The 26,026-nt window shown below is 72.3% G+C and carries 22 protein-coding genes, 1 tRNA gene and 1 pseudogene; 14 read left to right on the forward strand and 10 right to left on the reverse strand.

Annotated elements, in window-relative coordinates:
• Positions 1-9 precede the first annotated feature (9 nt).
• From AC3IPY_RS06830 to AC3IPY_RS06875, 10 genes are all read left to right on the forward strand, one after another.
• Positions 10-1,422: an NAD(P)/FAD-dependent oxidoreductase gene (locus tag AC3IPY_RS06830; protein ID WP_489187584.1), complete on the forward strand. Its 1,413-nt coding sequence runs from the start codon at positions 10-12 to the stop codon at positions 1,420-1,422.
• A gap of 155 nt (positions 1,423-1,577) precedes the next feature.
• Entirely contained in the window at positions 1,578-2,411 is an 834-nt protein-coding gene (locus AC3IPY_RS06835) for a DUF1684 domain-containing protein (RefSeq protein ID WP_489187586.1), read from the forward strand.
• 32 nt (positions 2,412-2,443) lie between these two features.
• Positions 2,444-3,562, forward strand: coding sequence for an FAD-dependent oxidoreductase (locus tag AC3IPY_RS06840; RefSeq protein WP_489187588.1), 1,119 nt, complete (start codon positions 2,444-2,446; stop codon positions 3,560-3,562).
• A 22-nt stretch (positions 3,563-3,584) separates the two neighbouring features.
• Positions 3,585-4,082, forward strand: coding sequence for a GNAT family N-acetyltransferase (locus tag AC3IPY_RS06845; protein WP_489187589.1), 498 nt, complete (start codon positions 3,585-3,587; stop codon positions 4,080-4,082).
• 379 nt (positions 4,083-4,461) lie between these two features.
• Entirely contained in the window at positions 4,462-5,013 is a 552-nt protein-coding gene (locus tag AC3IPY_RS06850) for a GNAT family N-acetyltransferase (RefSeq protein ID WP_489187590.1), read from the forward strand.
• Positions 5,010-6,143: an amino acid ABC transporter permease gene (locus AC3IPY_RS06855; protein ID WP_489187592.1), complete on the forward strand. Its 1,134-nt coding sequence runs from the start codon at positions 5,010-5,012 to the stop codon at positions 6,141-6,143. Before AC3IPY_RS06850 ends, AC3IPY_RS06855 begins: the two co-directional genes overlap by 4 nt.
• On the forward strand, positions 6,140-6,967 hold the full coding sequence (locus AC3IPY_RS06860; RefSeq protein ID WP_489187593.1) for an amino acid ABC transporter ATP-binding protein: 828 nt from the start codon (positions 6,140-6,142) through the stop codon (positions 6,965-6,967). The genes AC3IPY_RS06855 and AC3IPY_RS06860 overlap by 4 nt, the downstream gene beginning before the upstream one ends.
• Positions 6,968-7,075: 108 nt before the next feature.
• Positions 7,076-8,107, forward strand: coding sequence for an ABC transporter substrate-binding protein (locus tag AC3IPY_RS06865; protein WP_489187595.1), 1,032 nt, complete (start codon positions 7,076-7,078; stop codon positions 8,105-8,107).
• Between the two features lie 131 nt (positions 8,108-8,238).
• On the forward strand, positions 8,239-8,469 hold the full coding sequence (locus tag AC3IPY_RS06870) for a hypothetical protein (protein WP_489187596.1): 231 nt from the start codon (positions 8,239-8,241) through the stop codon (positions 8,467-8,469).
• A 55-nt stretch (positions 8,470-8,524) separates the two neighbouring features.
• Positions 8,525-8,598: transfer RNA gene (locus AC3IPY_RS06875), tRNA-Met, on the forward strand.
• Between the two features lie 99 nt (positions 8,599-8,697).
• On the opposite strand, the gene AC3IPY_RS06880 is transcribed toward AC3IPY_RS06875, so the two are convergent.
• The 10 genes and pseudogenes from AC3IPY_RS06880 to AC3IPY_RS06925 all read right to left on the reverse strand — a co-directional run bounded on the left by AC3IPY_RS06880 (position 8,698) and on the right by AC3IPY_RS06925 (position 21,018).
• The gene (locus AC3IPY_RS06880) at positions 8,698-9,042 is read right to left on the reverse strand and encodes a GNAT family N-acetyltransferase (protein WP_489188265.1); all 345 of its coding nucleotides are present in this window, start codon (positions 9,040-9,042) and stop codon (positions 8,698-8,700) included.
• A 406-nt stretch (positions 9,043-9,448) separates the two neighbouring features.
• A pseudogene (locus AC3IPY_RS06885) lies at positions 9,449-9,949 on the reverse strand (GNAT family N-acetyltransferase); the annotation flags it as partial.
• Positions 9,949-11,088 (reverse strand): LLM class flavin-dependent oxidoreductase, encoded by a 1,140-nt coding sequence (locus AC3IPY_RS06890; RefSeq protein WP_489187597.1) that lies wholly within the window; start codon positions 11,086-11,088, stop codon positions 9,949-9,951. The pseudogene AC3IPY_RS06885 and the gene AC3IPY_RS06890, both read right to left, overlap by 1 nt.
• A gap of 3 nt (positions 11,089-11,091) precedes the next feature.
• Positions 11,092-12,036: a DUF1684 domain-containing protein gene (locus AC3IPY_RS06895; protein WP_489187599.1), complete on the reverse strand. Its 945-nt coding sequence runs from the start codon at positions 12,034-12,036 to the stop codon at positions 11,092-11,094.
• Between the two features lie 299 nt (positions 12,037-12,335).
• Positions 12,336-13,808 (reverse strand): HNH endonuclease signature motif containing protein, encoded by a 1,473-nt coding sequence (locus tag AC3IPY_RS06900; protein WP_489187601.1) that lies wholly within the window; start codon positions 13,806-13,808, stop codon positions 12,336-12,338.
• A 286-nt stretch (positions 13,809-14,094) separates the two neighbouring features.
• Positions 14,095-15,411, reverse strand: coding sequence for an MFS transporter (locus AC3IPY_RS06905; protein ID WP_489187603.1), 1,317 nt, complete (start codon positions 15,409-15,411; stop codon positions 14,095-14,097).
• 205 nt (positions 15,412-15,616) lie between these two features.
• Complete coding sequence (locus AC3IPY_RS06910) at positions 15,617-17,002, reverse strand: amidohydrolase (protein WP_489187605.1); 1,386 nt, start codon at positions 17,000-17,002, stop codon at positions 15,617-15,619.
• Positions 16,999-18,417: an LLM class flavin-dependent oxidoreductase gene (locus AC3IPY_RS06915; RefSeq protein ID WP_489187606.1), complete on the reverse strand. Its 1,419-nt coding sequence runs from the start codon at positions 18,415-18,417 to the stop codon at positions 16,999-17,001. The genes AC3IPY_RS06910 and AC3IPY_RS06915 overlap by 4 nt, the downstream gene beginning before the upstream one ends.
• The gene (locus AC3IPY_RS06920) at positions 18,407-19,819 is read right to left on the reverse strand and encodes an NtaA/DmoA family FMN-dependent monooxygenase (protein WP_489187608.1); all 1,413 of its coding nucleotides are present in this window, start codon (positions 19,817-19,819) and stop codon (positions 18,407-18,409) included. The genes AC3IPY_RS06915 and AC3IPY_RS06920 overlap by 11 nt, the downstream gene beginning before the upstream one ends.
• On the reverse strand, positions 19,816-21,018 hold the full coding sequence (locus AC3IPY_RS06925; protein ID WP_489187610.1) for an LLM class flavin-dependent oxidoreductase: 1,203 nt from the start codon (positions 21,016-21,018) through the stop codon (positions 19,816-19,818). Before AC3IPY_RS06925 ends, AC3IPY_RS06920 begins: the two co-directional genes overlap by 4 nt.
• 262 nt (positions 21,019-21,280) lie before the next feature.
• Between AC3IPY_RS06925 and AC3IPY_RS06930 the strand changes: the two genes are divergently transcribed.
• Genes AC3IPY_RS06930 through AC3IPY_RS06945 form a run of 4 tightly spaced genes read left to right on the forward strand, consistent with a single transcriptional unit; the run spans position 21,281 to position 26,014 of the window.
• Entirely contained in the window at positions 21,281-22,375 is a 1,095-nt protein-coding gene (locus tag AC3IPY_RS06930) for an LLM class flavin-dependent oxidoreductase (RefSeq protein ID WP_489187611.1), read from the forward strand.
• Positions 22,375-23,370, forward strand: coding sequence for an ABC transporter permease (locus AC3IPY_RS06935; protein ID WP_489187612.1), 996 nt, complete (start codon positions 22,375-22,377; stop codon positions 23,368-23,370). The genes AC3IPY_RS06930 and AC3IPY_RS06935 overlap by 1 nt, the downstream gene beginning before the upstream one ends.
• Entirely contained in the window at positions 23,367-24,314 is a 948-nt protein-coding gene (locus tag AC3IPY_RS06940) for an ABC transporter permease (RefSeq protein ID WP_489187614.1), read from the forward strand. The genes AC3IPY_RS06935 and AC3IPY_RS06940 overlap by 4 nt, the downstream gene beginning before the upstream one ends.
• Positions 24,311-26,014, forward strand: a complete 1,704-nt coding sequence (locus tag AC3IPY_RS06945) for a dipeptide ABC transporter ATP-binding protein (RefSeq protein ID WP_489187616.1) — start codon at positions 24,311-24,313, stop codon at positions 26,012-26,014. The genes AC3IPY_RS06940 and AC3IPY_RS06945 overlap by 4 nt, the downstream gene beginning before the upstream one ends.
• Positions 26,015-26,026: the final 12 nt, after the last annotated feature.

Raw genomic sequence — 26,026 nt, forward strand, 5'->3', positions numbered from 1 at the left:
CCATTCACCGTGCCCAAGATTCTCATCGTCGGTGGCGGCTATGCGGGGTTCTACACGGCGTGGAAGCTCGAGAAGTGGCTGCGTGCAGGTGAAGCAGAGGTCACGATCGTCGACCCGCTGCCCTACATGACGTACCAGCCGTTCCTTCCCGAGGTCGCGGCCGGATCCATCGAGCCCCGCCACGCGGTGGTCGCCCAGCGGCGCCACCTCAAGAAGACGAACGTCATCACCGCGAAGGTGTCCGGCATCGACCACGCGTCGAAGACCGCGACGATCACGCCCGAGGTCGGCGAGCCGTGGCAGTTCGAGTACGACGTGGTCGTCGTCACCGGCGGCGCCGTGTCGCGCACGTTCCCGATCCCGGGCATCGCCGACAACGCCATCGGCCTGAAGACCATCGAAGAGGCCGTCGCGATCCGCGACCGCGTGCTGACCAACTTCGACAAGGCCTCGAACCTGCCCCCCGGTCCCGAGCGCGAGCGCCTGCTCACGTTCGTCGTGGTCGGCGGCGGCTTCGCCGGCATCGAGGTGTTCGCCGAGCTGCGTTCCTTCGCCAGCTCGCTGCTCGAGTACTACCCGCAGCTCACGTTCGACGAGACGCACTTCCACCTCATCGAGGCCATGGGCCGCATCATGCCAGAGGTCTCGCTCGAGACGAGCCACTGGGTCATCAAGCACCTCGCGCAGCGCGGCGCCGAGATCCACCTCGACACGCAGCTGCAGAGCGCGGTCGACGGCAAGATCGAACTGTCGACGGGCGAGAGCTTCGAGTCCGACCTCATCGTCTGGACCGCCGGCGTCATGGCCAACCCGGCCATCGTGCGCACGAGCGACCTTCCCGTCGAGGAGCGCGGTCGCATCAAGACCCGCGCCGACCTCCGCGTCGGAGACGACGACGAGTTCGTGCCCGACGCATGGGCGGCCGGCGACATCTCGGCCGTGCCCGACCTCACCGGCGGCGGCGTCGGCGGCTACTGCGTGCCGAACGCCCAGCACGCGGTGCGACAGGGCAAGCTGCTCGCGAAGAACATCGTCGCCGTGCTTCGCGGTGAAGAGCCCAAGCAGTACGTGCACAAGAACCTCGGTGCCGTGGCCGGTCTCGGCATCGGCTCCGGCGTGTTCCAGTCGGGCAAGCTCGCGATCAAGGGCCTCCTCGCCTGGTTCGCGCACCGCGGCTACCACGGTCTGGCCATGCCCAGCTGGGAGCGCAAGTTCCGCGTGTTCTGGGGTTGGATCAACAACTTCTTCCTCGGCCGCGACATCGTCTCGCTGAGCGCCGTGCAGCAGCCGCGCGCCGCGTTCGAGGCGTTCGCCGCACGTCCGAAGCCGCCGGCAGCCGCTGCGCCGGCGCCGGTCGAGGCTGCCCCGAAGGCCGCCAAGGCGCCCAAGGCCGCGAAGGCCGAAGCAGCCGCGGCGAAGTAGATTCGCGGTTCGAACGCGGCGCAACCCCCTGGGGCTGCGTCGCGTTCGGCGTCTCCAAGCGCATGGGCGCAGCTGTGTGACCACAGATTGCGTTCTGCTTCGGCGCGTGACCGAGGCGCTGGCGACCCTTCCGCACTTCGCGCACAGTGAGAGGCATGACGACCATCGACACGTTGACGACGCAGCCCGAGCAGACCGACTTCTCCCGCGAGTGGCAGGCGTGGCACCGCGAGCACGAGGCGCGCCGCGCCGACCCGCACGGATTCCTGGCGGTCACCGGCATCACGTGGCTCACCGAGACGCCCGTGCGCATCGACGGGATCCCCGGGGCTTGGTCCACGAGTGAGCAGGGTCCGGTCGTCGAGCTCGCCGACGGCGAGCACCTGCAGTCCGGCGAGACCGCCCTCACCGGTCGCCACGCCTTCGGGTCGGTCGCCGAACGATCCGGCGTGTCCGTGCGCTCGGGCGACGTCGTGATCGAGATCGCCCGTCGCGGCGGCCAGGACATCGTCCGTCCCCGCGATCCCGCGCATCCGTACCTCACTCGATTCCGGGGCACGCCGACCTATGCGCCCAGCGAGACGTGGGCGACCCCCGGCCGGTTCATCGCCTACGACGCGCCGCAGGAGGTGACCGTCGGCTCGGCGGCCGAGGGGCTCCAGCACGTCTACGAGGCGCCGGGCGAGCTCGAGTTCGAGCACGACGGCTCCACGCATCGCCTGATCGCGTTCAACGGCCACGCACCCGGGGAGCTGCTCGTGCTCTTCACCGATGCGACGAGCGGGGTCACGACGTATGCCGCGAACCGCAGCCTCGACGTGGCCGCACCAGATGCCGACGGCAAGGTCCTCCTCGACTTCAACCGCGCCGTCAACCTGCCCTGCGCCTACACCGACCACGCGACGTGCCCGCTGCCGCCCGCGGGCAACCGCCTGTCGATCGCCGTCGAGGCCGGGGAGCAGACACCGCTCGAACGCGAGACGGCCTGATCAGATGAGCACCCCGACATGAGCACCCCGACATGAGCGCCGTCGACACCGACGTCGTCGTGATCGGCGGCGGGGCCATGGGCTCCGCGGCCGCGTGGCAGCTCGCCGCCCGCGGCCGTGAGGTCACGTTGCTCGAGCGCTTCGAGCCCGGCCATCGCCACGGCGCCTCGCACGGGGCATCCCGCAACTTCAACGTCGCATACGTCGAGCCCTCGCATGTCGCGATGCTCGTGGAGTCGCACCTGGCATGGCGTGAGCTCGAGGCCGAGACCGGGGCCTCGGTGCTCGACCAGGTGGGGCTCGTCAACCACGGAGGCGACGGCGCGGTCGACGACGAGGTGCATGCGGCCCTGGCCTCGGTCGGCATCCCCGGCGAGTTCCTCCCGCCAGAGGAGGCGCGTCGCCGGTGGCCGGGCATCCGCTTCGAGACGCGGGTGCTGCACCTGCCGACCGGCGGACGGCTGCACGCGGATGCCGCGGTGCGGGCGTTGCAGCAGACCGCGATCGCGCACGGGGCGAATGTCCGCCACCGCACGCCGGTGCGCGGCATCCGCGTGGAAGGCCCCGATCGGGTGCGCATCGAGACCGATGCCGACGTGATCACGGCCCGGCGGGTCGTCGTGACGGTCGGCGGCTGGACCTCGAAGCTCCTCGGCGACCTCGTGCCGCTTCCGAGGCTCGTCGTGACCCAGGAGCAGCCCGCGCATTTCGCCGTGCGCTCGGGCGACGACCCATGGCCGGGATTCAACCATCGTCCAGGCCCCGGTGACGACTGGTGGTACTCGGGCGTCTACGGCATGCTGACCCCTGGCGAGGGGGTCAAGGCCGGCTGGCACGGCGTCGGCCCGATCGTCGACGCCGACCTGCGCGACTACGAGCCCGAACCCGTGCAGTTCGCGGCGCTGCGCCGGTACGCCCGCGAGTGGCTGCCCGGCGTCGACGCCGAGGTCGCGACGCCCATCAGCTGCACCTACACCACGACGCCCGACCAGGTGTTCGTGCTCGACTCCGCCGGCCCGATCACCGTCGGGGCCGGGTTCTCGGGGCACGGATTCAAGTTCACCCCAGCGGTCGGACGCATCCTCGCCGACCTCGTCGACGGCCGGCCTGCCCCGGGCGTCTTCGGCCTGCGCCGCTTCGCCGGGGTGTGACGATGAGCGAACGGAGTACCCCATGACCGGCACCGAAGTGCTCGACCTCGAGCTCGTCGACTGGTTCGACCCCCGGGCCGTCGCGTTGCGCGCGGCCATGGACGAGGAGGTCGGCGCGCGGTACGCCCCCGACCTCGCCGACCTCGACCCGGCGACCGTGGCCGCGACCTCCGCCGCCCTCGCCATCGACCCCACGCACATCGAGGCGACGCTCATCGCGTCGTTCGACGGCGTCCCGGTCGGGCATGCGGCGCTGCGGCGTCTCGGTGACGAATGGGAGCTGAAGCGCGTCGTCACGCTGCCGTCGCACCGCGGGCGCGGGGTCTCCCGTGCGCTCATCGAGGAGATCGAGCACCTCGTCGTCGAGCGCGGCGGCTCGCGCCTCATCCTGCAGACCGGCAACCGGCAGCCCGAGGCGATCCGCCTCTACGAATGGCTGGGCTACCGGCCCATCCCGGTGTACGCGCCCTACGACGTGCTGCCGATGTCGCACTGCTTCGCACGCGACCTGCTCGGCTGAGCTGAGCTGAGCTGCGCCGCGCTGGGCTGCGCTGCGCTGGGCTGCGCCGTTCCCGTGCCGCGCCGTGCCGCCGCGTGCCGTGTCGTGCTGCGTCGCGGTGGCAGAGTGCGCTGGGCTGCCGGACTGCGCTGCGCCGCCGGACTGCGCTGCGCCACGCGCCGGCGAGTGTGACGTCGCGGGTCCCGCCTCGTCGCGATCGGCGTGACATTCGGCGTCATCCGCGCCCTCAAGAATCCCGAGTGAACCGATCGGATTACCCGGAATGAAGATATCGGTCGCCGCGTGAATCACCCGATTGCCCTGGTCGCCACGGCTCTCTAGCTTCGAGACATCCGCCCCGGAATGCCGGGTCGGAACGACGAGCAGGACGGAGCGAACGATGACCACCGAGGTGAGCGTCCGATTCGTGAGCGTGGACGACGAGCTGGCCGAGCCGCTGCTCGCGGATCTCGAGCGCGAGTACGACGGACGGTACGGCGACTTCTTCGGGGAGCCGGCGAGCACGGAACTGCTGCGCTACCCGGCGGCCGACTTCGCGCCGCCGCACGGCGCGTTCCTCCTGCTCCTCGCCGACGGCGAGCCCATCGCGGGCGGTGCGTTCCGCCGCTACGACGAGCACACCGCGGAGCTGAAGCGCGTGTGGACCCACCCCGAGCACCGAGGGCAGGGCCTCGGCAGGCGCGTCGTCGCCGAGCTCGAGCGGGCGGCGCACGAGCGCGGATATCGCGACATCACGCTGACGACCGGACCGCGCCAGCCCGAGGCCGTCGCGCTCTACCTCGCGAGCGGGTACGTGCCGCGCTTCGACCCGTCGCGCCCCGCCGAGGAGATCGGCATCCACGGGTTCGACAAGCACCTCGACTCCGCGCTCGACACCGCACGCGACGCCACGCCCGACACCGCGTTCAACTCGTCGGAGGTGCTCGCATGAGCGCCGTCGTGGGCGCTCGCGCCGAGAAGACGGATGCCTCGAGCCGACCCGCCGGCGCGGACGCATCCGCTCCCGGGCGACCCGCGGCCGACCCGGTCGAGCCGGGAACGCCGTCGGGCCCCGCTCATCCGGACGCCGGTCTGCGGGTCGTTCCCGTCAAGCACTGGGGCCGCTGGATCGCGTCGGCCGTCGTCGTCTTCCTCGTACTCCAGTTCCTGTGGTCGCTCGCGTCGAACCCGAAGTGGGAGTGGAACGTCTTCGCCGAGTACTTCTTCGGGCCGTCGGTCGTCAACGGACTGTGGCTCACGCTCTGGCTGACCGTGGTCGCCGGGGTCGCGGGCTTCGCGCTCGGCGCGGTGCTCGCGGTGTTCCGGCTCTCGAAGTCGCCCCTGCTGAACGCCGCGGCGTGGTGGTACATCTGGTTCTTCCGGTCGGTGCCGCTCGTCGTGCAGATCCTCGTCTGGTACAACCTCGGATACCTCTACCCGACGATCGGGCTGGGCACGCCGTTCACGACCGACTTCTGGATCGCCGAGTTCCAGACGACGACCCTCATCAGCGCGTTCGCGGCGGCCGCCATCGGCCTCTCGCTGCACCAGGCCGCGTACTCGGCCGAGATCATCCGCGCCGGCATCCTGTCGGTCGACCAGGGCCAGATCGAGGCCGCCGGCGCACTCGGCCTGCCCCGACGCATCCGCTTCTTCCGCATCACGCTGCCGCAGGCGGCGCGGGCCATCGTGCCGAACGCGTTCAACGAGATCATCGGCCTCGTCAAGGGCACCTCGGTCGTCTTCATCGTCGCGCTGCCCGAGCTCTTCTACACCGTGCAGGTCATCTACAACCGGAACCAGCGCGTCATCCCGCTGCTGCTCGTCGCGGTGGTCTGGTACGCACTCATCACGACGGTGCTCTCGGTCGCGCAGTACTACGTCGAACGGCGTTTCGCCCGCGGCGCCGTGCGCGAACTGCCGCCGACCCCGCTGCAGCGGGCGAGGCGCTGGGTGAGCACGCAGTGGGCGCGGCTCGGCGACGCGCCGAACGGGGCGGATGCCGCGGGGCCGGCGCCAGGCGGATCCGAAGCCGAACGTGAAGCCGAACCCACCGCGACGCGAACCGGAGGTGCCGCATGACCGCCACGACCCTCAGCCCTTCGTTCGACGGGCTCGCCGTCGCCGCCCCGGCGGCACGCGCGACCGTCGGCCGCGTGGAGATCACCGACGTCTCCAAGTCGTACGGCGCGAACCAGGTGCTGCGGGATGTCTCGCTCACCGTCGAGCCGGGGCAGGTCGTCGCCCTCATCGGCCCGTCGGGCTCCGGCAAGTCGACGCTGCTGCGCACGATCAACCACCTCGAGACGGTCGACCGCGGGTCGATCACCGTCGACGGGCAGTACATCGGCTACGAGCGCAAGGGCGACACGCTGCACGAACTCCGCGAGGCCGAGATCCTGCGCCGGCGCACGCAGGTCGGTCTCGTGTTCCAGAACTTCAACCTCTTCCCGCACCTCACGGCGATCGAGAACATCATCGAGGCGCCGGTCGCCCTGCGCCGGCAGGATCGCGGGCAGGCCCGATCACTGGCGGAGGCTCTGCTGTCGCGAGTGGGTCTGGCCGACAAGGCCGACCACTACCCGCGCCAGCTCTCGGGTGGGCAGCAGCAGCGCGTCGCGATCGCACGGGCACTCGCGCTCTCGCCGAAGGTGCTGCTCTTCGACGAACCGACGAGCGCCCTCGACCCCGAACTCGTCGGCGAGGTGCTCGATGTCATCAGGGGCCTCGCCCGCGACGGCACGACGCTCATCATCGTGACCCACGAGATCGGCTTCGCGCGCGAGGTCGCCGACCGCGTCGTGTTCCTCGACAACGGAGAGATCCTCGAGCAGGGCACCCCCGCCGAGGTGCTGCGCAGTCCGCGGCATCCGCGCACCAGAGACTTCCTCGCGAAGGTGCTCTGACCGAGCACCGGGGCGAGCAAGACCCGGCGCGGCATCTGCGGTGCCGCGCCGGGATATCCGAGAACCGACCCGGCCATCGGACGAGCACAACACTAGGAGAGTCCCCTCATGGCAATCAACAAGAAGCAGGTCTGGGTGATCGTCGCGGGCGTCGCGGCGGTGGCCCTGGTCGGCGGCGGCATCGCGTGGGCCGTCGGCGCCGGCGCCTCCGCGTCGGCCGACGACGACGCGGCCGGCACGACCGGCACGACCGAGGAGCAGGTGGCGGCCGCGACGCAGTTCGACCTCACCTCGCAGAACGCGGTCGACCGGCCGAGCATCGAACCGGTGCAGGCCGCCGTCGACGCGCTCGAGGCGAGCGGGTTCACCCCGATCGAAGACGGCAAGCTCACCGTCGCCGTCTCGCCGTACGCGGCACCGCTCGGCGTGCTCGCATCCGATGACGACAAGACCGTCATCGGCAGCGAGGCGGACTTCGGTTCGCTCATCGCCGACGGCCTCGGGCTCGAGTACAACCCGGTCGCCGTCAACTGGGCGGACTGGCCGCTCGGCATCCAGTCGGGCAAGTACGACCTCATCGCCTCGAACGTCACGGTGACCGAGGAGCGCAAGGAGCTCTACGACTTCGCGAGCTACCGCCAGGACCTGCTCGGCTTCTACGTGAAGGCCGACAGCGACATCGACGAGATCGCGGGCTCCGAGGACATCTCGGGACTGAAGATCGTCGTCGGCTCGGGCACGAACCAGGAGAAGATCCTGCTCGCCTGGAACACGGAGCTCGAGGACGCCGGCGAGGCACCGGCCGAACTCGTGTACTACGACGACCAGGCCGCCTCCGACCTCGCGCTCTCGTCGGGTCGCGTCGACGCGAGCTTCGGTCCGAACGCCACCGCCGCGTACCGCGCGGCCACGACCGGTGAGACCAAGCTCGTCGGCACCCTGAACGGCGGCTGGCCCGAGACCGCGCCGATCGCGGCCGGCACGGCCAAGGGCAACGGCCTCATCGAGTCGGTGCAGCTCGTACTGCAGTCGATCATCGACGACGGCACCTACGACGAGGTGCTCGAGCGGTGGGCGCTCACGAGCGAGGGCATCGACGCTTCGGAGATCAACCCGCCCGGGCTCCCGAAGTCCGAGTAGCACGACCCGAGGAGCACGACCTGAACGACGGATGCCGCGGGGCCGATCGACCGGTGCTGGTCGGCCCCGCAGCATCCGACACCTGACCGAGGCCGGGACCGAGCGGCCGCATCCGACGGAAGGCGAGACGCATGGGAGACATCGAGCGATTCATGCTGATGCTCGGCGCGAGCGGATACACCGCGGCGTTCATGCTGCCGGCTGCGGAGCTCGTGTTGGCCCAGGAGAGCGCCGCTCGATCGAAGGCGGTGCGTGCGTGCCAAGGCGGAACCGGAACATGCGAGGCCGGGTGCCACCGGCTCAGCGAGCGGCGCGTCGACCGCGTCTTCGCCCGGATGACCGCCGGCCTTCGGCCGGACTGAGACTGACCGCCGGCCTTCGGCCGGACTGAGCACGTGCACCCGAACGGTGATGCATCGCGGCGTACCCAAGTGGTCCAAGGGAGCGGACTCATAGCCCGCCATTCGCAGGTTCGAATCCTGCCGTCGCGTCGAAGTGCAGGGTGCACCGGCCAGGGCGCCGCTCGTTGCACGGCCGAGTGCGAACTCGTGACGCCCGTCAGGCGGTGATCGACTCGGGCGGGGATCGACTCAGGCGGCGATCGACCGTGTGGTGCTCGGCACGTCGATCGTGAACGCGAACAGCCGGATGCGCCGGTCGCCGTCGACGATGTCTCGCTCCCGTTCGCTCAGTCGAGCGAAGCCGAGGCGGCCGTAGAGCCGGTGCGCGCCGGTCATCTGCTCGCCGCTGTTCATCACGACGCGCTCGAGGCCGCGCAGTCGGGCGAGTTCGATCGCCAGGCGGGTGAGCGCCTCACCGACGCCTCGCCCACGCGCGGGCGGATCGACGGCGAGCAGGCGGAAGTCGAGCTCGCCCCGTTGGGCGAGCGGGGAGATCGTGCCGCCGCGTCGAGGGGTGGCGACGCTGCCGAGCAGCTCGCCCGTCTCGCGATCGGCCGACCCACACCTGGTGCTCGCGGGCGCGTGGCGCGACGTCGAGGATGGAGGCGCGGTATCCGTCGGAGAGCTCGTACGCGTGCTCGTAGGCGCGCAGTGAGAGCGCGGCGACGGCCTCGAACTCGTCGTCTCGCACGAGCCGGATCACGAGGTCGTCGCGGTCGTGCAGCGGAAGCCGATAGTCGACGTGGTCGATGCGGGCGTCGGATGTCGCGGCATCAGCGCTGCTCTCTCGATCGGCGCTCTCTCGATCGGCGATCTCTCGATCGGCGCGGGCCGGCTCCTTCGCCGGCTCGGTGCTCGGACCACCGGCAGACGGCGTGAACCGCTCGTAGCCGAGTCGTTCGTAGAGCCGCTGCGCGGGGAGGTTCAGCGTGCCCGTGTCGAGCACGACGGCCGGAGCGCCCCAGGTGAGCGCCTCCTCCTGGGCCGCGAGGGCGAGCGCCTCGCCGATGCCACGGCCGCGACCCTCTGGCGCGACGGCCAGCAGGCGCAGTTCGGCCTCCTCGTCGACCGCCAGTCGCGACTGCGCCGAGCCCGCGCGCAGGAGGCTCACGGTGCCGATGATCGTGCTGCTGCCGACCGTGCCGGGGTTGAGCGTGCTGCTGCCGACCGTGCCGGGGTCGGGCGTGCTGCTGCCGACCGTGCCGGGGTCGGGCGTGCTGCTGCCGACCGTGCCGGGGTCGGGCGCCCCGCCGTCGACCGCGACGAGCACGGCGCCTGAGGCCGCGCGGTCGGCCACGGCGTTCACGAGCGCGCGTCGCTCGGGAGGCACGGGCAGGTGCCCGTACGGGCCGGCCGCGAACGCCCGCTCGGTGAGCGCGGCCACGGCGGGGTACTCGTCGGCGTGCGCAACACGGATCGTGAACGCGGTCGACCCGGCCATCAGGCGGCCACCGGGGTCACCGGGGCGGCCGAGTGGCGGCTGGAACGGGACTCGTGGCCGCCGCCCGCGAAGGCGGGTCGGGTCGCGTACGGGTCGCCCTCGCCCCAGAGCGTCGTCGGGAACTCGCGTCGCAGCACCGGGAAGACCTCGGAGGCGAGACGGTCGAGCTGCTCGTGCTGCTGCTCGACGGGCAGGGTCGTCGGAAGGCTCACCGACTGCAGGTCGTGACCGAACACCTCGTGGAACCGGGCGATCTTGTCGATGACCTGCTGGGGGCTGCCGACGAGGGCAGGACCCTCGGCGATCGCGTGATCGATGTCGCGGAAGGGCGTGTTGTTGCCCGGGACGTTGGTGGCTGCCACCAGCGCATCGTAGACGGGTCCGTAGAGCTCCTTGGCCTGCTGCGTCGTGTCCGCGAGGTAGAGCGAGCCCGATCCCGCGCCCACGTAGGCGACGCGGGGGTCGTGGCCGTGCCTGGCGAACTCGTCTCGGTAGTGCCGCACGAGCACCGCGTAGTTCTGCAGCGGCTGGATCGCGTTGGCGCTGAACAGTGGATCGCCCCACTTGGCTGCGAGGGCGGCCGAGGCGAGCGTCGTGGCCGAGCCGTGCCAGACTCGGGGCGCCCCGTCGAAGGGCCGGGGGAGCGTCGTCGTGGCGTGCTGCGCGCGCGTGTAGGGCGTGGCCGCCCATTCGACGTCGGTCTCGCGCCAGAGGCGCCGCAGCAGCGCGTACTTGTCGGCGAGGAGTTCCCATTGATCGTCGATCTCGAGCCCGAACAGGGGGAACTGGGCCGCCTCGTTGCCCTTGCCGATGGTCAGCTCGAGGCGGCCGCGCGAGAGCTGGTCGATCGTCGCGTAGTCCTCGGCGACCCGCACCGGGTCGAGCACCGAGAGCACGGTGACGCCCGTGTGCAGGCGGATGCGCGAGGTCGTCGCGGCGATCGCGCCGAGCAGCACCGTAGGCGAGGACGACAGGAAGTGCCCGGCGTGACGCTCGCCGACCGAGAACGCGTCGAAGCCGAGGCGCTCGGCGCGCCTGGCGGACTCGACGGTCTGGTCGAGCCGGTCCGCCGTGCTCACGAGTCGCCCGGTGATGGGATTCTCGACGTGCGGGACGATGTCGAGCAGCTGGAATCGCATGGCTCAGGCCCCCGTGCTCGTCGCCTCGACCCGCGCGAGCGGGGTCTTCTCGCCGGCCTCGACGCCGACCGGCAGACGGTTGCCGGAGGGCGGCAGCGGGCAGGTCGCGTAGTCGGTGTACGCGCACGGCAGGTTCACCGCGCGGTTGAAGTCGAGCACGACCGTGCCGTCTTCGGCGGGCGCGGCGATCGCGAGGCTGCGGTTCGCGGCGTACGTGGTGAGCCCGCTCGTGGCATCGGTGAACAGCACGAAGAGGCTGCCGGGTTCCTTGCCGTTGAAGGCGATCAGGCGGAACGTCTCGCCGCGCAGAACGAACTCGACCTCGCCGGGTGCCTCGTAGACGTGCTGGAGACCCTCGACGGCGGCGTCGACCGTGATCTCGCGCGGTTCGTCGAACGGCACGAACCGGCCGGGCGCGAGCCAGCGCGGGTTCGGCAGGTACGTCGGCGTGCCCGAATACGCCGCGAGGAACGGGAAGGCCGGGTCTCGCGGTCGCACGATGTCGTTGCCGCCGCGGCGGGCGACCTCGATGGCGAGTTCGCCGGAACGGAGCGTGACGCCGCCTCGCTCTGGGATCGCGCCGAATCCGTGCCGCCCCTCGAGCGCGACGCCGTCGAGCTCGAGCACGTCGCCCTCGTCGAGTTCGACGACCGGGCCCGCGTCGCTCGTCGACCAGCGGCCGGGTGCGCCGGGCAGGCGCTGCGGCTCGGTGCCCAGCCAATGCAGGCCCGTCACGGCGAGGAAGCCATGGCCGTTCGCCCGGGCCGCCTCGTGGTCGCGGTGCCACTCCTCCCATTCGCGGGCGAAGGCGGCGCGGTCGAGGGGCGCGGCCGTGGGCGCGGCCGATGTCACGGGGGCGGATGTCACCGTGGCGGATGCCTCGGCACCGGATGCCTCGGCACCGGATGTCTCGGCAGTGGCGTTCGTGGAGCTCAGCGTGTCGGTCATGTGGGAATGCTAGGCAGGTCGCAAGGGGCTTCTGGGAGTCGTGACGGAAGGTTTCGGGCGGGCGTCACGGGGCGTAACTCCGTGCGCGAAGGCGAGATCGGCCGCGCGGGCATTCGCGGACCAGTGTGGGCGCGTGGGGCGAATCGGCGCCGTGTGGAGTGGGCGTGTGCGTGTGCGTGTGCGTGTGAGTGTGAGTGTGATCGAGTGAGATCGGGGCCTTGTGGATGGGTGCGCATGAGCCGGGTCGCTTGAGTCGCGGGCTCGCGCCGCGCGCGTCATGGAGGCGTGTTGTGCGGTGTTCATGCGGCGGCGTCGGCCGTCGTGAGTTCGAAGCGTCGGCGGCCCCCGAGCCTCGGTCGTTGCTCGGGGTCGACGTGCGGAGGCGGGATGAACCAGACGGCGTCGGCGGAGGCGCGGATCTGCCAGCCCTCACGATGAACGACGTGATGGCAGAAGGAGCACAGCAGGACACCGTTGCTGAGATCGGTGCGACCTCGGTGTCGATGCCACCAGCGGATGTGGTGCGCCTGGACGTAGCCGATGTTGCGACCGCAGCAGGCGCAGCCGCCATCGCGCTCGGCGAGGGCGATGCGCTGCGCCGAGGTGAAGAACCGCTTCGTTCGCCCGACATCGAGCGGCAGGCTCGCGCCGTCGAGCACGACCGGGATGAGATCGGCGTCGGTGGCGAGTCGGCGTGCCGCGGCGGCGGAGATCGGTCGATCGAGTCCGTCGACCTCGGCCGTGCCGAGCTGGTCGGTGAGCGCCGCGAGGTCGAGCCTCACGACCACGGTCGCGGCGGCGGCGTTCGGCATCGAGGAGCAGCCGAGGGCATGCCTGGCGAGGTCGGCGAGCGCGTCGGCCTGCAGTTGCGGGATGCTGCGCTCATCAGCGAGCACGGGGCCGCACTCATCGGCGAGCGCGTCGGCCGGGAGCTGCGGGATGCTGCGCTCGTCGGCGAGCATCGGGCCGGCGCCGTCGTTCGGGTGCGCGCGCCGGCGGGCGAGCACCTCGGTGACGATCGTCTCGAGGGCGGCCTTGACCGGCGCCGCGGTGACGGGATCGAGTCGCGCCCGGATGAGCACCATTCCCGATGCGTCTTCGGTGATCGTGACCGAGCGCTGTGCGAGCAGGTGTTCCTCGCGCGGTTCGACGCCGTCGGGGTCGAGCCGTGCTTCGGCCGCGCGCACGGCGCGGGTGAGGATCGAGAGCGGCGTGCCGATGGCGAACCGTGTGAGTTCTGCCTCATACGCGTCGAGTCGGTCGGTGCTCGTGCGGATGGCGACGCGGTCGAGCATGGTCGCGATCGCATCGGCGGCGTCGATCGAGATCGAGGCGCTCGCGAGAGCTGCGGCGACCTGCGGTCGCTTGGCAGGGAGGCGCTCGCCGGTGATGGATGCGCGGGGCCGTGCGGACTCGCCCACGCGCACGAGCCTGCCGGCGTCGGCGAGCGATTCTGCGGTGACTGCTGCGACGAGTTGGATGGCATTGCGATGCCCGTGCTGCTTCGCGAGGCCCTCGGTGCCGTAGCCGCCCCGCGATCGCTGTGCGACCTCGGCGGCGAGCCCCGCGAGAACGGTTGCGGCCTCGCGACGGAGTTGCGCCGCGGCCTGCATCGCACGCACGAGCCCGGCGTCGGTCATCGTGGGCGGCCCCCACGAGGCATCCGTCGTCATGCTCGGCGGCGAATCGCCGGCATGCGCGGGCAGCGCGGCGGACCACTCGTCGTGCAGCGCGGCGAGAGCTGCGTCGAGGGCCGCCGTCGGGTTGGTCATGTCTCGAGTCTGGCAGGACCCACCGACATTCGAAGTCGGCGAATATCACGTCTGATCTGGACTATTGCCTGTGGAGAACTCGTGAAGTTCGCCCCCTGTGGAGGACGAGTCGCGGTGAAAGGAGGAGGACGAGTCGCGGTGAAAGGAGAAGAACGAAAGCGGGAGCAGGAGGTCGTGCGAGAGCAGGAGGGGTGGCGGAGCAGGAGGGGTGGCGAACAGGAGGTGGTGGGAGCAGGAGGTGTGGCAGGTGCTGGGGGTCGGCGACGCGGGAGGGCGTCCGGCCGGCTCAGCCGACACGCACGGCGCTGCGATCGAACGCCGAGATCGCCACTGCCGCGGCGGAGAGCGCGGCGAACACGGCGGCGGCCGTCGCGAAGCCCGCGGCGGGTGTCGCACCGCCGATGAACAGGCCGATGCCGGCGGCGAGGCATACGGCTCCCGCGAGACGCTGGGCCAGCGCCAGGACACCGGCCCCGACGCCCGCGGACTCCGCCGGCGCATGATCCAGCGTCAGCGTCTGGTTGGAGGGGATGGCCAGCCCGGAAAGCACGCCGTGCACCGATCCGACGACGACGGCGATGAGCACCAGCGGGGGCGAGCCGGTGGAGACGAGCACGGCCTCCACGGCCACGGCCACCGCGCCGGCGCCGAGCACGAACGTGATGCCGCGGCGCCCGAACCGCGTGGCGACCCGCCAGCTCTGCATGCTCCCGACGGCCATGCCGAGTGCGCGCGGGGCGAGCAGGAGCGCCGCCGTCAGCGCCGACAGCCCGAGGCCGTCGATGAGGAAGAGCGTCGTGACGATGCCGAGCCCGAGCCCGGAGCCGAAGATGAGCGTGGCGACCCCGGTGCCGAGCATGAAGCCGCGTGAGCGCAGGAGCAACGGATCGACCACGGGCGACCCGCGGCGACGGGCGAGTCGGCGTTCCCACCCGGCGAACGCCAGCCCGGCGAGCGCGGCCACGACGAGCCAGAGCGGCCCTCCCGGCACGCCGGCGGTGACCGGCAGCATGAGCGCGAGGATCGCCGCCATGAGCAGGGCGAGGCCGGTCAGGTCGAAGCCATTCCGCCGATCGCCCGTTCGCGGTGCAGGCGGCAGCACCGCGAGATTGAACACGAGCAGCGCGAGTACGACCGGCACCGAGAGCAGCACCACGAACCGCCAGCCGAGACCGGGCGCGGCCGCCGCGAGGATCCAGCCGGCGACGGGCGGCGAGACGAGTCCGGCGATCGAGGCCGAGACCGTGTACGCGCCGATCGCCTTCGCCCGCGCCGGCCCGGTGAACAGGTCTTGGAAGTACCCGAGCACCTGCGGGTTCACGAGCCCGGCGCCGAGACCCTGCACCAGCCGTCCGACGATCGCGACGTTCGCGTCGCCGGCCCCCGCCGCGAGGAGCCCGCCGACCGCGAAGAGCAGCAGCCCCACGAGATAGGGCACCCGCCGCCCGAACACGTCGCCGAGCCGCCCTCCGGGCAGGAGCGCCGCCCCGAACGCGAGCGAGTATCCGGCGACGAGCCATTGCACCTGCCCGGCGTCCGCACCGAGGTCGTCGCGGAGTCCCGGCACCGCGAACGGGAACGCCGCCTGGTCGATGATCGTCACGAATCCCGTCGACACGCCGAGCGCGAGCACACGCCCCGACGTGCGATCCAGTGGGGTCGCGGATGCCGCGGGCCTCACGCTGTGCTCGCGGGGGCCATGCTCACGTCGGTCGTGCTCACGCGCGCCGTGCTCACGCGCGCCGTGCTCACGCGCGCCGTGCCCGCGCCGGCCGTGTCCGCGCCGGCCGCGCTCAGGCAGGCCGTGTTCATGCGAACGTGCGCTCGACGTCGACCGGGCCGCCCGTCGCCGCGAAGTCCTCGCGCACCGCCGTCAGCAGGTCGGCGTCGACCAGCACGTCGGCGACGGTGGCCGCGAGGCCGTACGCGGCATCCGTCACCGCCTCGACGGACGCGGGGGAGCCGGCGTACTCGGCGAACTCGCGCGTGTGCAGCGCGATCTCGGGCGGCGCGATCGCGATGACCGGGTGGATGCCGGGCAGGCGCTGGCTGATGTTGCCGAAGTCGGTCGATGCGGCCTGGGCGCCGGGCGCGTCCGCCGCGCGCAGCACGCGTCGGCCCCGCTCGGCCTGCGCGAGCGCCCATCGGGCCGCGAGCGGCGCGTTGTGGCGGATCGGCAGGCTGAACGGCTGCGGGTCCCACCTGACCTCCACGCCGGTGCCGGTCGCGAGCGCGATGCCGTGCGCGATGTCGTCGACGCGCGCCGAGAGCTCGCGCAGGGTCGAGGTCTCGTGCGAGCGCACGTAGTACTCGAGCTCGGCGCGCTCGGGCACGACGTTCGGACGGGCGCCGCCGTCGATCACGACGCCGTGGATGCGGTCGCCCGGCGGAAGGTGCTGCCGCAGCAGGCCGACCGCCTGGTAGTTGAGCGCCGCGGCGTCGAGCGCGTTGCGACCCTGGAAGGGCGCGGCCGCGGCGTGCGCGGCGACCCCGTGGTAGACGATGCGCACGATGCGGCGGCCGATGAAGACGGGATCGGCGAGGTCGGCCCCGAACGGATGCGCCATGACCGCGACGTCGACGTCGTCGAAGGCGCCGACGCGTGCGAGCAGTTCCTTGCCGTTGCCGCCCTCCTCGGCCGGCGTGCCGAGCAGCAGCACCCGACCGGGCACCGAGGCGGGATCCTGCCGCCTCGCCTCGGCCAGCGCGAGGAACGCGCCGACGGATGCCGCGGCGATGACGTTGTGCCCGCAGGCGTGGCCCACCCCGGGCAGCGCGTCGTACTCGGCGAGCACGGCGACGGTCGGGCCGGTGACGGCACCGGGAGCAACGGAGGGGTCGACCGCGGGCAGCTCGGCGATGAGCGCGGTCGGCAGCCCGAAGGCGCCGAGCTCCGAGCGGATGCCGCGGGCTGCGAGCGTCTCCGCGACGGCGGCTGCGCTCTCGACCTCGGCGAACGCGGGCTCGGCGAGCGCGAACAGGTGCGCGGAGAGCGCGCCGAGCGCCGGGGCCAGGTCGTCGACCGCCGCGGCGAGGGCGGCGCGAAGTTCGGGCGGGGCCCCGTCATGCGGTGAGGCGATGGGCGGCGCCGCGCCCGCGAGGCGTTCGGCCTCGCGGGCGACGGCGTCCAGGTGCAGGGTGCTCGGCGTCGTGGGCCGGGCACCGATCCGCACGCCGTGCGTCGCGGCGGTCACACGCCGACCGCGGCGCCCGCGAGCTCGGAGCGTTCGCCCGAGGCATCCGCTCGCTCGCCGTGGTCGACGGCTGCGTCGGCCGGAGAGGTCTCGACTCCAGACGTGACGGCGCCCCACGCCTCGGCGAGCAGCCGGTACGACGCGACCCGCGCCTCGTGGTCGTGCGTGATCGTCGTGATGAGCAGTTCGTCGGCGCCGGTCGCACGCTGCAGCGTCTCGAGCTGCGCGACGACGCTCGCGGGCGAGCCCACGAAGCGGGTGTCGAGGCGATCCTGCACGGCGTCGAGTTCGATGCTCGAGAGCTCGGCCTCGGGCCTCGCCTGCTCGGGGCGCGGGTACGGCACGGCGCCCTGGCCCTCGCGGATCGAGAGCACCCACTCCGCATAACCGCTCGCGAGACGGCGGGCCTCGTCGTCGGTCGGCGCGACGACCACGTCGACCGAGACGATCGTGTGCGGCCGCTCGAGCTCGGCCGAGGGCCGGAAATGCGCGCGGTACTCGGCGACGGCGGCCAGCACGCCGCTCGGCGCGACGTGGTAGTTCGCGCCGAACCGAAGGCCGAGCCGCCCCGCGAGGCGGGCGCTCTCGCCCGCGCTCGATCCGTGCACCCAGAGCTCCACGGGATTGCGGGTCGCGGGCTGGGCCTGCACGGTGACGCCGTCGGGCCGGTTGTCGTCGGCGTAGCGCACGGGGCCGGCGAAGAAGTCGCGCAGCGCGTCGACGTCGTCGGCGAACCGGCCGGCATCGCCGTCCGTGCGCCCCAGGAGTCTCGCCTGCAGCGCGAACCTGACCCGATCGAAGCGGAACGGGCGCTGCGGCGGCACCACGAGCCCGTCGATCACCTCGTTGGGGGCCGGCGAGGCGACGACGGCCCCGGACTCGGGGGCTGCCGGCGCCTGAACCGGTGCGTGAACCGGCGCCTCGACGGAGACCGCGGACGGCGCGGGCGCCGGCGCCTCGGGGCCGAGCGGCACCACGGGCGACGCGGGCGACGGCGGGGTCGCGGGCACGGCCGCGCCCGAGGCATCCGCAGCGCTTGCCTTCGTTGGTGGAATTCCGCTGCGACCCAGGCCGAGGTCGACCCGGCCGGGCCAGAGCGCCGCGACCGTGCCGAACGCCTCGGCGACCTGCAACGGCTCGTAGTTGCCGAGGATCGTCGCCGCCGTGCCCACGCGGATGCGCTCGGTCGAGGCGGCGAGGATGCCGAGGAAGGTGTGCGGCGCGGCACCCGCGACGCCCGGGTTGAGGTGGTGCTCGGCCAGCCAGTAGCGCGCGTAGCCGAACGACTCCGCCCGGCGGGCGAGGTCGATCGAGCGGTGCAGCGCCTCGCCGGCGTTCGAGCCATCGGCGATCGGCACGAGGTCGAGCACCGCGAGCGGCACCCGGCGGGCGGGCTCCTGCGACTCAACCGGCACGGCGCACCTCCTCGGCATCGCGAACGGCCGCGACCCGTGCGCCGGGCTCCGGCAGCTCGAGGTTCTGCCGCAGCGTCGCGCCCGGTTCGTATTCGGTGCGGTGGACGCCGCGATCCTGCAGCTCGGGCACGACGCGCTCGACGAACTCGTCGAGGCCGTGCGGCGAGGTGGTGCCGACGATGACGAAGCCGTCGGTCGCGCGCTCCTGCACGTATCGGTCGAGCTCGGCGGCGATGTGCGAGGGCGTGCCGATGAACGACTGGCGTCCGGCGACCTTGATGACGAGCTCGCGGATCGAGAGCCCCTCGGCCTCGGACTGCGCCCGCCAGGCTCGCGCGATCTGCACGGCATTGGGGAAGCGCGGCGCCCAGCCCTTCGTGATCGTGCCCGCGACCGTGTCGGCCGGGCCCTCGCCCGGATCGAAGGCGGGCAACGGGCCGTCGGCGTCGTACTCCGAGAGGTCGGTGCCCCACAGCTGTTCGAGCGCCGTGATCGCATTGCGCGGCGTGACCTGGGCGAGCGAGGTCGCCCGTGCGACCTCCTCGGCCTCGGCCTGCGTGTCGCCGATCGCGAAGGTGACCGCGGGCAGGATCTTCAGGGAGTCCTCGGTGCGGCCCCGGCCGGCGAGCCGGCCCTTCACGTCGGCGTAGAACGTGCGCGCCTCGTCGAAGGCGCTGTGCCGGGAGAAGATGACCTCGGCGTGCTCCGCGGCGAAGTCGCGGCCGTCGGCGGAGTCGCCGGCCTGCACGATCACCGGGTATCGCTGCGGGCTCGCGGGAGTCGTGAACCGGCCGTGCACGTCGAACTGCGGTCCGCGGTGCGCGAAGGCGCCGACCTCGGCGGCATCCTGGGCGAGGAACCGCCCTGCGGCGCGGTCGGCGGCGAGGGCATCGGCTGGCCAGCTGTCCCAGAGCTCCTTCGCGAGGCTCACGAACTCGGTCGCGCGCCGGTAGCGGTCGGCATGGTCGAGGTACCCGCCGCGGCGGAAGTTCGCACCATGGAACGCATCCGAGCTCGTGACCACGTTCCACCCGGCGCGCCCGTCGGAGAGGTGGTCGAACGTCGAGAGCTGGCGCGCGAGCTCGTACGGCTCGTTGAAGGTCGCGTTCAGCGTGCCGACGAGGCCGATGTGCTCGGTCACCGCGGCGAGGGCGGTGAGCACGGCGAGCGCGTTCGGCCGACCGACCACGTCGAGCTCGTGCAGCTGCCCCTTGTGCTCGCGCAGGCGCAGGCCCTCGGCCAGGAACAGGTAGTCGAAGCGGCCGCGCTCGGCGGTGCGCGCGAAATGCTCGAACGCGGTGAAGTCGATCTGGCTGCGCTGCAGCGGGTCGGCCCACAGGGTCGTGCTGTTCACGCCCGGGAAATGGGCGGCCAGGTGCACCTGGCGCTTGGCGCTGGTCATGCGGCGGTCTCCTCGATCGTTCGTGCGGTGCTGTACCGGTTCTCGGGCAGCTCGAAGCCGAGCCGTTCGCGCAGGGTCGGCCCCGAGGCATCCGCTCGCCCGAGTGACGGCAGCACCCAGTCGGCGAGCTGCTCGAGATCGCGTGGCAGGCGTGCCGGGCGGATGCGCACGCCGTCGTAGCCGAGCGCGGTCCAGGCGTCGATGCGCTCGAGCAATTGGTCGGGCGTCCCTGCGAAGACGAGGGCGTCGGATGCCACGGGCGAGCCGTTCTGCTCATCGAGGCGTTCGAGCGCGGCACGTGCGCCCGCCGGCGTGGATTCGAGCACGACGAGCACCTCGGCGAGCACCGAGAGCGGCCGGCCGGAACGACCGGTGCGGGCCTCGGCGTCGCGCACCTCGGCGAGGATCGACGTGGACTGTGCATCGTCGTGCGGGGTGACGAACACGAGGTCGGCGCTCGTCGCGGCGAGCTCGTACGGGATCGTCTGGTGGGCGAGCACCGCCACGAGCGGCTGGCCCTGCGGTGAGCGCGGCACGATCGAGGCGCCCTTCACGTCGAACCACTCGCCCTCGAACTCGGCGCCGTGGATCCTCTCGCGGTCGATGAAGCGGCCGGTCGCGGCATCCCGGATGATCGCGTCGTCCTCCCAGCTGTCCCAGAGGCGGCGGACGACCTCGACGACGTCGCGCGCCTCGTCGAACCCCGCGCGGATCTGCTCCGAGTCGCCGGCGAGCAGCGCCGCGACGTCGACCGTCGGCACGGTGCGGCGGCCGAAATGCGCGGCCTCGTGCGGCGAGCCCGAGAGCTGCGGTCGCCAGCCGGCACGACCCCGGCTCGCGAAGTCGAGCGTCTGCAGGCCGGTCGCGACGTGGAACGGCTCGGTGTGCGTGGTCGTCACGGTCGGCACGAGGCCGATGCGGCTCGTGACCGGGGCGACGAACGAGGCGATGAGCAGGGCGTCGAGGCGGCCCCGCACCTGGTCGGTGCGGTCGTCGGGCGTCCAGAGCGTCGAGGACTGCAGGCCGAGGGCGTCCTCGATGGTCACGACGTCGACGTCGGCGCGTTCGGCGGCCTGCACGAGGTCGCGCCAGTATCGGCGGCCGAACAGCTCGGCCGGGCGTGCGGAGGGATCTCGCCAGGCGGCGGGGTGCCAGCCGGCTCCGTCGAGCGCGACGGCGATGGTGGTCGTTCGTGTCATGCCGACCACGTTCGACCCTGGGCGCGGTGCTCGCAAGGACCGTCGTCACGCACGCGAACTCTTCGCAACACGCCTTCACCGGAGGACTCGCGACGTCGTCATCCGCACGTCACAGGTCGTCGCAATCGCAACACTCGTTCACCCCGGGTCACAGGGCGTGACGCGGGTTGCCCGGGGCATCCGCGGCCGGGAACAGTGTGGCCGAGCCGCCGACGCGAAGACCGCCGAGCCCGTCGCGAATCGCCGAGAAACAGGGGAGACCATGACTTCGATCACCGAGACCGATCGCGCTGCACGTACTGAGGCGGTGCACGACCTCCCGCGTGACGGGCGTCGTCCGGCGCTCTCGAGCCTCGCGTTCCTGAGCCCGGGCAACTACGACGACGATCGCCCCGGGGTCGGCCTCGAGGAGACGCTCCTCCTGTTCGAGACCGGCGAGCGACTGGGATTCGACGGCGCATGGGTGCGCCAGCGGCATCTCGAGCACGGCGTCTCCTCGGCCGCGGTGTTCCTGGCCGCGGCGTCGCAGCGCACGTCGCGGATCGCCCTCGGCACCGGGGTCATCCCGATCGGGTACGAGAGCCCGTTCCGGCTGGCCGAGGACCTCTCGACGGCCGACGTGCTGTCCGGCGGACGGTTGCAGGTCGGGCTGAGCGCGGGGCGGCCACCGCATGTCGACCTCATCGGCGAGAGGGTGTTCGACGGCGACTGGAGCGCCCAGGACTTCTCGCACTCGCGCATCGAACGGCTCCTGGACAACCTCGGCGGCGACTTCATCGGCGACGAGGACACGGTCATCCACTCGCCGGGAAACGTGCAGCGTCCGCGTCTGCAGCCCTACAGCCCCGGCCTGCGCGATCGCGTCTGGTACGGCGGCGGATCCCTCGGGTCGGCGGAGTGGGCCGGTGCGCACGGGCTCGGCCTGCTGACCGGCAACATCGTCTCCGGCGAGACGAGCGACGACTTCGCGACCGCCCAGGTCGCCGTGCTCGAACGGTACCGCCGCGCGTTCGGCGGTCGAGGCGCGCCGAGGATCGCCCTCGGTCGCGTCGTGGTGCCCACCGACGGCGCCGATCGTCGCACCCGCGCCCGGTACGAGGAGTATCGCGCGAGCCGGGTCGATCGCACGCTGGCGCCGCACGGCGAACGACGCACCCTCTTCGCGCCCGACCTCGTCGGCCGCGCGGACGACCTCGTCGAGCGGCTGCTGGCCGACCCCGCCGTCGCACAGGTGACCGACCTGCGCCTCGAACTGCCCTACGAGTTCTCGGGCGACGACTACGTGCAGATCCTGCACGACGTGGCGACGCGCGTGGCGCCCGCGCTCGGCTGGTCGCCCGACGGGGGAGCAGCCTGATGGCGAGGTACCTCGGCGGTCGGGTGCTGCAGGCGGTCGGCGTGCTCTGGGCCGCCTACACGGTCGCGTTCTTCGTGCTCTACGTGCTGCCGGGCGACCCGGTGTCGCTGCTGGCGGGCGTCGACGCGAACGATGTCAGCCCCGAGCAGCTCGATGCGTTGCGTGCCCGGTTCGGCCTCGACCGACCGCTCCTCGTGCAGTACCTCGGCCACCTGCTCGGCGTGCTCCGCGGGGACCTCGGAACCTCGATCGTGACCGGCGTTCCGGTGAGCCGCGTGCTCGCCGACGCGATCCCGCCGACGCTCGCGATCGCCGGTGCCGGCCTCCTGCTCGCCGTGCTCTTCGGCGCGGGCCTCGCGATCGCGGCGAACTTCACCCGTCGCCGGTGGCTCGCGAACGTGCTGCTCGGCCTGCCGCCGCTCGGCGTGGCGATCCCGTCGTTCTGGTTCGGCCTGCTGCTCATCCAGTGGTTCTCGTTCGGGCTGCCGCTCTTCCCCGCCGTCGGCGACGCCGGGTTCGCCTCGATCGTGCTCCCGGCGATCGCGCTCGCGCTGCCGACCGGGGCGATGATCGCGCAACTGCTCTCGAACAGCGTCTCCGCGACGCTCACCGAACCGTACGTCGACACGGCGTGGGCGAAGGGCGCCGGCCGGGCTCGCGTGCATCTGGGCCATGCCCTGAAGAACGCCGCCCTCCCGGCGCTGACGATCACCGGCCTCATCGTCGGGGGCCTGCTCTCGGGTGCGGTGGTGACCGAGACGGTCTTCTCGCGTCCGGGGCTCGGCCGGGTCACGGCGAGCGCCGTGGCGCAGCAGGACGTGCCGGTCGTGCTCGGCGTCGTGCTCTTCGCCGCGGCGGCGTTCGTGGTCGCCAACCTCGTCGTCGACCTCGTCTACCCGCTGCTCGACCCCCGCATCCTCGGGCCGAACACCCGCCGACGCACCGGCCCCCGTGCCGCCGCACCGGCCCGTCACGAAGGACAGGTGACCGCATGACCGAGACCGCCGTGCTCGCACCCGAGCCGCGCGAGCAGTCGGACGACGTGTTCGCCGCCACCGCCGACGCACGATTCGGCGATGCCGTGCGCGCCAGGTCGGCGGACACCGCGATCGCGGCCGCCGGCCGCCTCCGCTGGGTGCTCGCGCGTCCGACGCTCGTGCTCGCGATCGTGTGGTCGGTGCTCGTCGTGCTCGCGGCCGTCGCGCCGTGGCTGCTCGCCCCCGGCGATCCGCTCGCGGGCGTGCCGGCCGAACGGCTGCAGGCGCCATCGCCGGCGCACTGGTTCGGGACCGACCAGCTCGGCCGCGACCTCTACACGCGCGTGGTGCACGGCACGGCGCTCTCGTTGCAGGGCGCCGCGATCGCCGTGGCCGTCGGGCTCGTGGTCGGATCCCTGCTCGGCCTGGTCGCCGGCTTCGTCGGCCGATGGGTCGACGCGAGCGTCATGCGCTTCGCGGACGTGCTGCTCGCCATCCCGTCGCTGCTGCTGTCGCTCGCGATCATCACCGCGCTCGGCTTCGGAACGGTCAACGTGGCGGTCGCGGTCGGCATCGCGAGCATCGCGTCCGTCTCCCGGATCATGCGTTCGGAGGTGCTGCGGGTGCGCACCTCGGTCTACGTCGACGCGGCTCGCGCGTCGGGCGATCGATGGTCGCGCGTGCTCTTCCGGCACGTGCTGCCCAATTCCGCGGGCCCGGTGGTCGTGCTCGCCACGCTCGAGTTCGCGGCCGCGATCCTCGCGGTGTCCGCCCTCAGCTTCCTCGGATACGGCGCGCCGCCGCCCGCGCCGGAGTGGGGCGCGCTCGTCGCCGGCGGACGCGACTTCCTGCGCGTCGCGTGGTGGCTGACGACGCTGCCCGGCCTGGTGATCGCGGTCACCGTGCTCTCGGCCAACCGCATCTCGCGCGCGCTCGACACCGAACGGAGACGAACCAGATGAGTATCGCGACCCTCCCCGCGCCCGAGGCCATCGCCGGCCTCGGGGCTCCACCGCTCCTCGAGGTCGACCGGCTGGCCGTGCGCTACCGCGTCGACGGGGGCGTCATCGACGGCGTCCGCGAGGCATCCCTCGTCGTCGGCGCCGGTGAGACCGTCGCGATCGTCGGCGAGTCCGGGTCGGGCAAGTCGACCACGGCGCACGCGATCCTGCGCCTCCTGCCGTCCTCGGCGTCGATCGCGTCGGGATCGGTGCGCTTCCGCGGGCGAGACCTCGCGCGGGTGTCGGAGGCGGAGCTCCGCGGCATCCGCGGGCGCGAGATCGGCTTCGTCCCGCAGGACCCGACCGTGAGCCTGAACCCCGTGCAGCGCATCGGCGCGCAGGTCGGCGAGGTGCTCCGCATCCACGGACTCGCCGACCGTCGGAACGCCCGCTCGCGTGCGATCGCCGCGCTCGAGGAGGCCGGCCTCCCCGAGCCGGGACTGCGGGCCGAACAGTACCCCCACGAGCTCTCGGGCGGCATGCGGCAGCGCATGCTGATCGCCATCGCGATCATCGCCCGGCCGGCGCTCGTCATCGCCGACGAGCCGACGAGTGCGCTCGACGTCACCGTGCAGCGCCAGATCCTCGACCGGATCGACCTGCTCAAGCGCGAGATCGGCACGAGCGTGCTGCTCATCACGCACGATCTCGGCGTCGCCGCGGACCGCGCCGACCGGATCGTGGTCATGTCGCAGGGCGAGGTCGTCGAGACCGGCACGCCCGCCGAGGTGATCGGCGCTCCGCGGCATCCGTACACGAAGGCGCTCATCGCGGCGGCGCCGAGCCTCGACGATCCGCGTGCGGTGTCGCGCAGTCGACGGGCGGATGCCTCCGGCACGGCCGACCGCGTCCCGGGCGAAGGCGAAGGCGACGCCGTGCTCCGCCTCGTCGACCTCGTCAAGGAGTTCGCGGCGCCTCGCGGCGCGGGCGGGGCAGGCGTCCGCGCCGTCGACGGGGTCAGCCTCGAGATCGGGCGCGGGCGAACGCTCGCGGTCGTCGGCGAATCCGGGTCGGGCAAGTCGACGACCGCGCGACTGGCGCTCCGCCTGACCGAACCGACGTCTGGGCGCATCGAGTTCGACGGCGCCGACATCACGGCGCTCGACGGCCGGGCGCTCCGCCAGTTCCGGCGTCGCGCCCAGCTCGTGCACCAGAACCCCTACGCGTCCCTGAACCCGCGGCTGAGCATCGGCGAGATCATCGCCGATCCGCTCGAGGCGTTCCGCATCGGCACGCGCGCGACCCGGCGCGCCCGCGTGGCGGAGCTGCTCGACGTCGTGGCGCTGCCGCGCACGGCGGCGGGGCGCCGGGCCGCCGAGCTCTCGGGGGGCCAGCGTCAGCGGGTCGCCATCGCACGCGCCCTCGCGATCTCCCCCGACCTGCTGGTGCTCGACGAACCGGTCTCGGCGCTGGACGTGTCGATCCAGGACCAGATCCTCACGCTGCTCGTCGACATCCAACGGGAGTTCGGGCCGAGCTACCTGTTCATCTCCCACGACCTCGCCGTGGTGCGTCGCATCGCCCATGACGTGGCCGTGATGCGCGAGGGCCGCATCGTCGAGCAGGGCGACATCGACGCGGTGTTCACCGCGCCACGCGAGGCGTACACCAGAGCGCTCCTCGAGGCGATCCCGGGTCGGGGGGTCGCCGCCACGCAGTGACCGAGGCAGAAC

This window comes from Agromyces sp. GL_144 (genome assembly GCF_057834305.1).

Excerpts from the sequence above, each read along its gene's own strand:
- AC3IPY_RS06890 (WP_489187597.1), bottom strand. The coding sequence starts at position 11,088 with ATGCGATTCCAGCTGCTCGACATCGTCCCGCACGTCGAGAATCCCATC.
- AC3IPY_RS06860 (WP_489187593.1), top strand. The coding sequence starts at position 6,140 with ATGACCGCCACGACCCTCAGCCCTTCGTTCGACGGGCTCGCCGTCGCC.
- AC3IPY_RS06920 (WP_489187608.1), bottom strand. The coding sequence starts at position 19,819 with ATGACCAGCGCCAAGCGCCAGGTGCACCTGGCCGCCCATTTCCCGGGC.
- AC3IPY_RS06855 (WP_489187592.1), top strand. The coding sequence starts at position 5,010 with ATGAGCGCCGTCGTGGGCGCTCGCGCCGAGAAGACGGATGCCTCGAGC.
- AC3IPY_RS06840 (WP_489187588.1), top strand. The coding sequence starts at position 2,444 with ATGAGCGCCGTCGACACCGACGTCGTCGTGATCGGCGGCGGGGCCATG.
- AC3IPY_RS06850 (WP_489187590.1), top strand. The coding sequence starts at position 4,462 with ATGACCACCGAGGTGAGCGTCCGATTCGTGAGCGTGGACGACGAGCTG.
- AC3IPY_RS06935 (WP_489187612.1), top strand. The coding sequence starts at position 22,375 with ATGGCGAGGTACCTCGGCGGTCGGGTGCTGCAGGCGGTCGGCGTGCTC.
- AC3IPY_RS06895 (WP_489187599.1), bottom strand. The coding sequence starts at position 12,036 with ATGACCGACACGCTGAGCTCCACGAACGCCACTGCCGAGACATCCGGT.
- AC3IPY_RS06940 (WP_489187614.1), top strand. The coding sequence starts at position 23,367 with ATGACCGAGACCGCCGTGCTCGCACCCGAGCCGCGCGAGCAGTCGGAC.
- AC3IPY_RS06845 (WP_489187589.1), top strand. The coding sequence starts at position 3,585 with ATGACCGGCACCGAAGTGCTCGACCTCGAGCTCGTCGACTGGTTCGAC.
- AC3IPY_RS06945 (WP_489187616.1), top strand. The coding sequence starts at position 24,311 with ATGAGTATCGCGACCCTCCCCGCGCCCGAGGCCATCGCCGGCCTCGGG.
- AC3IPY_RS06930 (WP_489187611.1), top strand. The coding sequence starts at position 21,281 with ATGACTTCGATCACCGAGACCGATCGCGCTGCACGTACTGAGGCGGTG.
- AC3IPY_RS06900 (WP_489187601.1), bottom strand. The coding sequence starts at position 13,808 with ATGACCAACCCGACGGCGGCCCTCGACGCAGCTCTCGCCGCGCTGCAC.
- AC3IPY_RS06870 (WP_489187596.1), top strand. The coding sequence starts at position 8,239 with ATGGGAGACATCGAGCGATTCATGCTGATGCTCGGCGCGAGCGGATAC.
- AC3IPY_RS06865 (WP_489187595.1), top strand. The coding sequence starts at position 7,076 with ATGGCAATCAACAAGAAGCAGGTCTGGGTGATCGTCGCGGGCGTCGCG.
- AC3IPY_RS06835 (WP_489187586.1), top strand. The coding sequence starts at position 1,578 with ATGACGACCATCGACACGTTGACGACGCAGCCCGAGCAGACCGACTTC.
- AC3IPY_RS06925 (WP_489187610.1), bottom strand. The coding sequence starts at position 21,018 with ATGACACGAACGACCACCATCGCCGTCGCGCTCGACGGAGCCGGCTGG.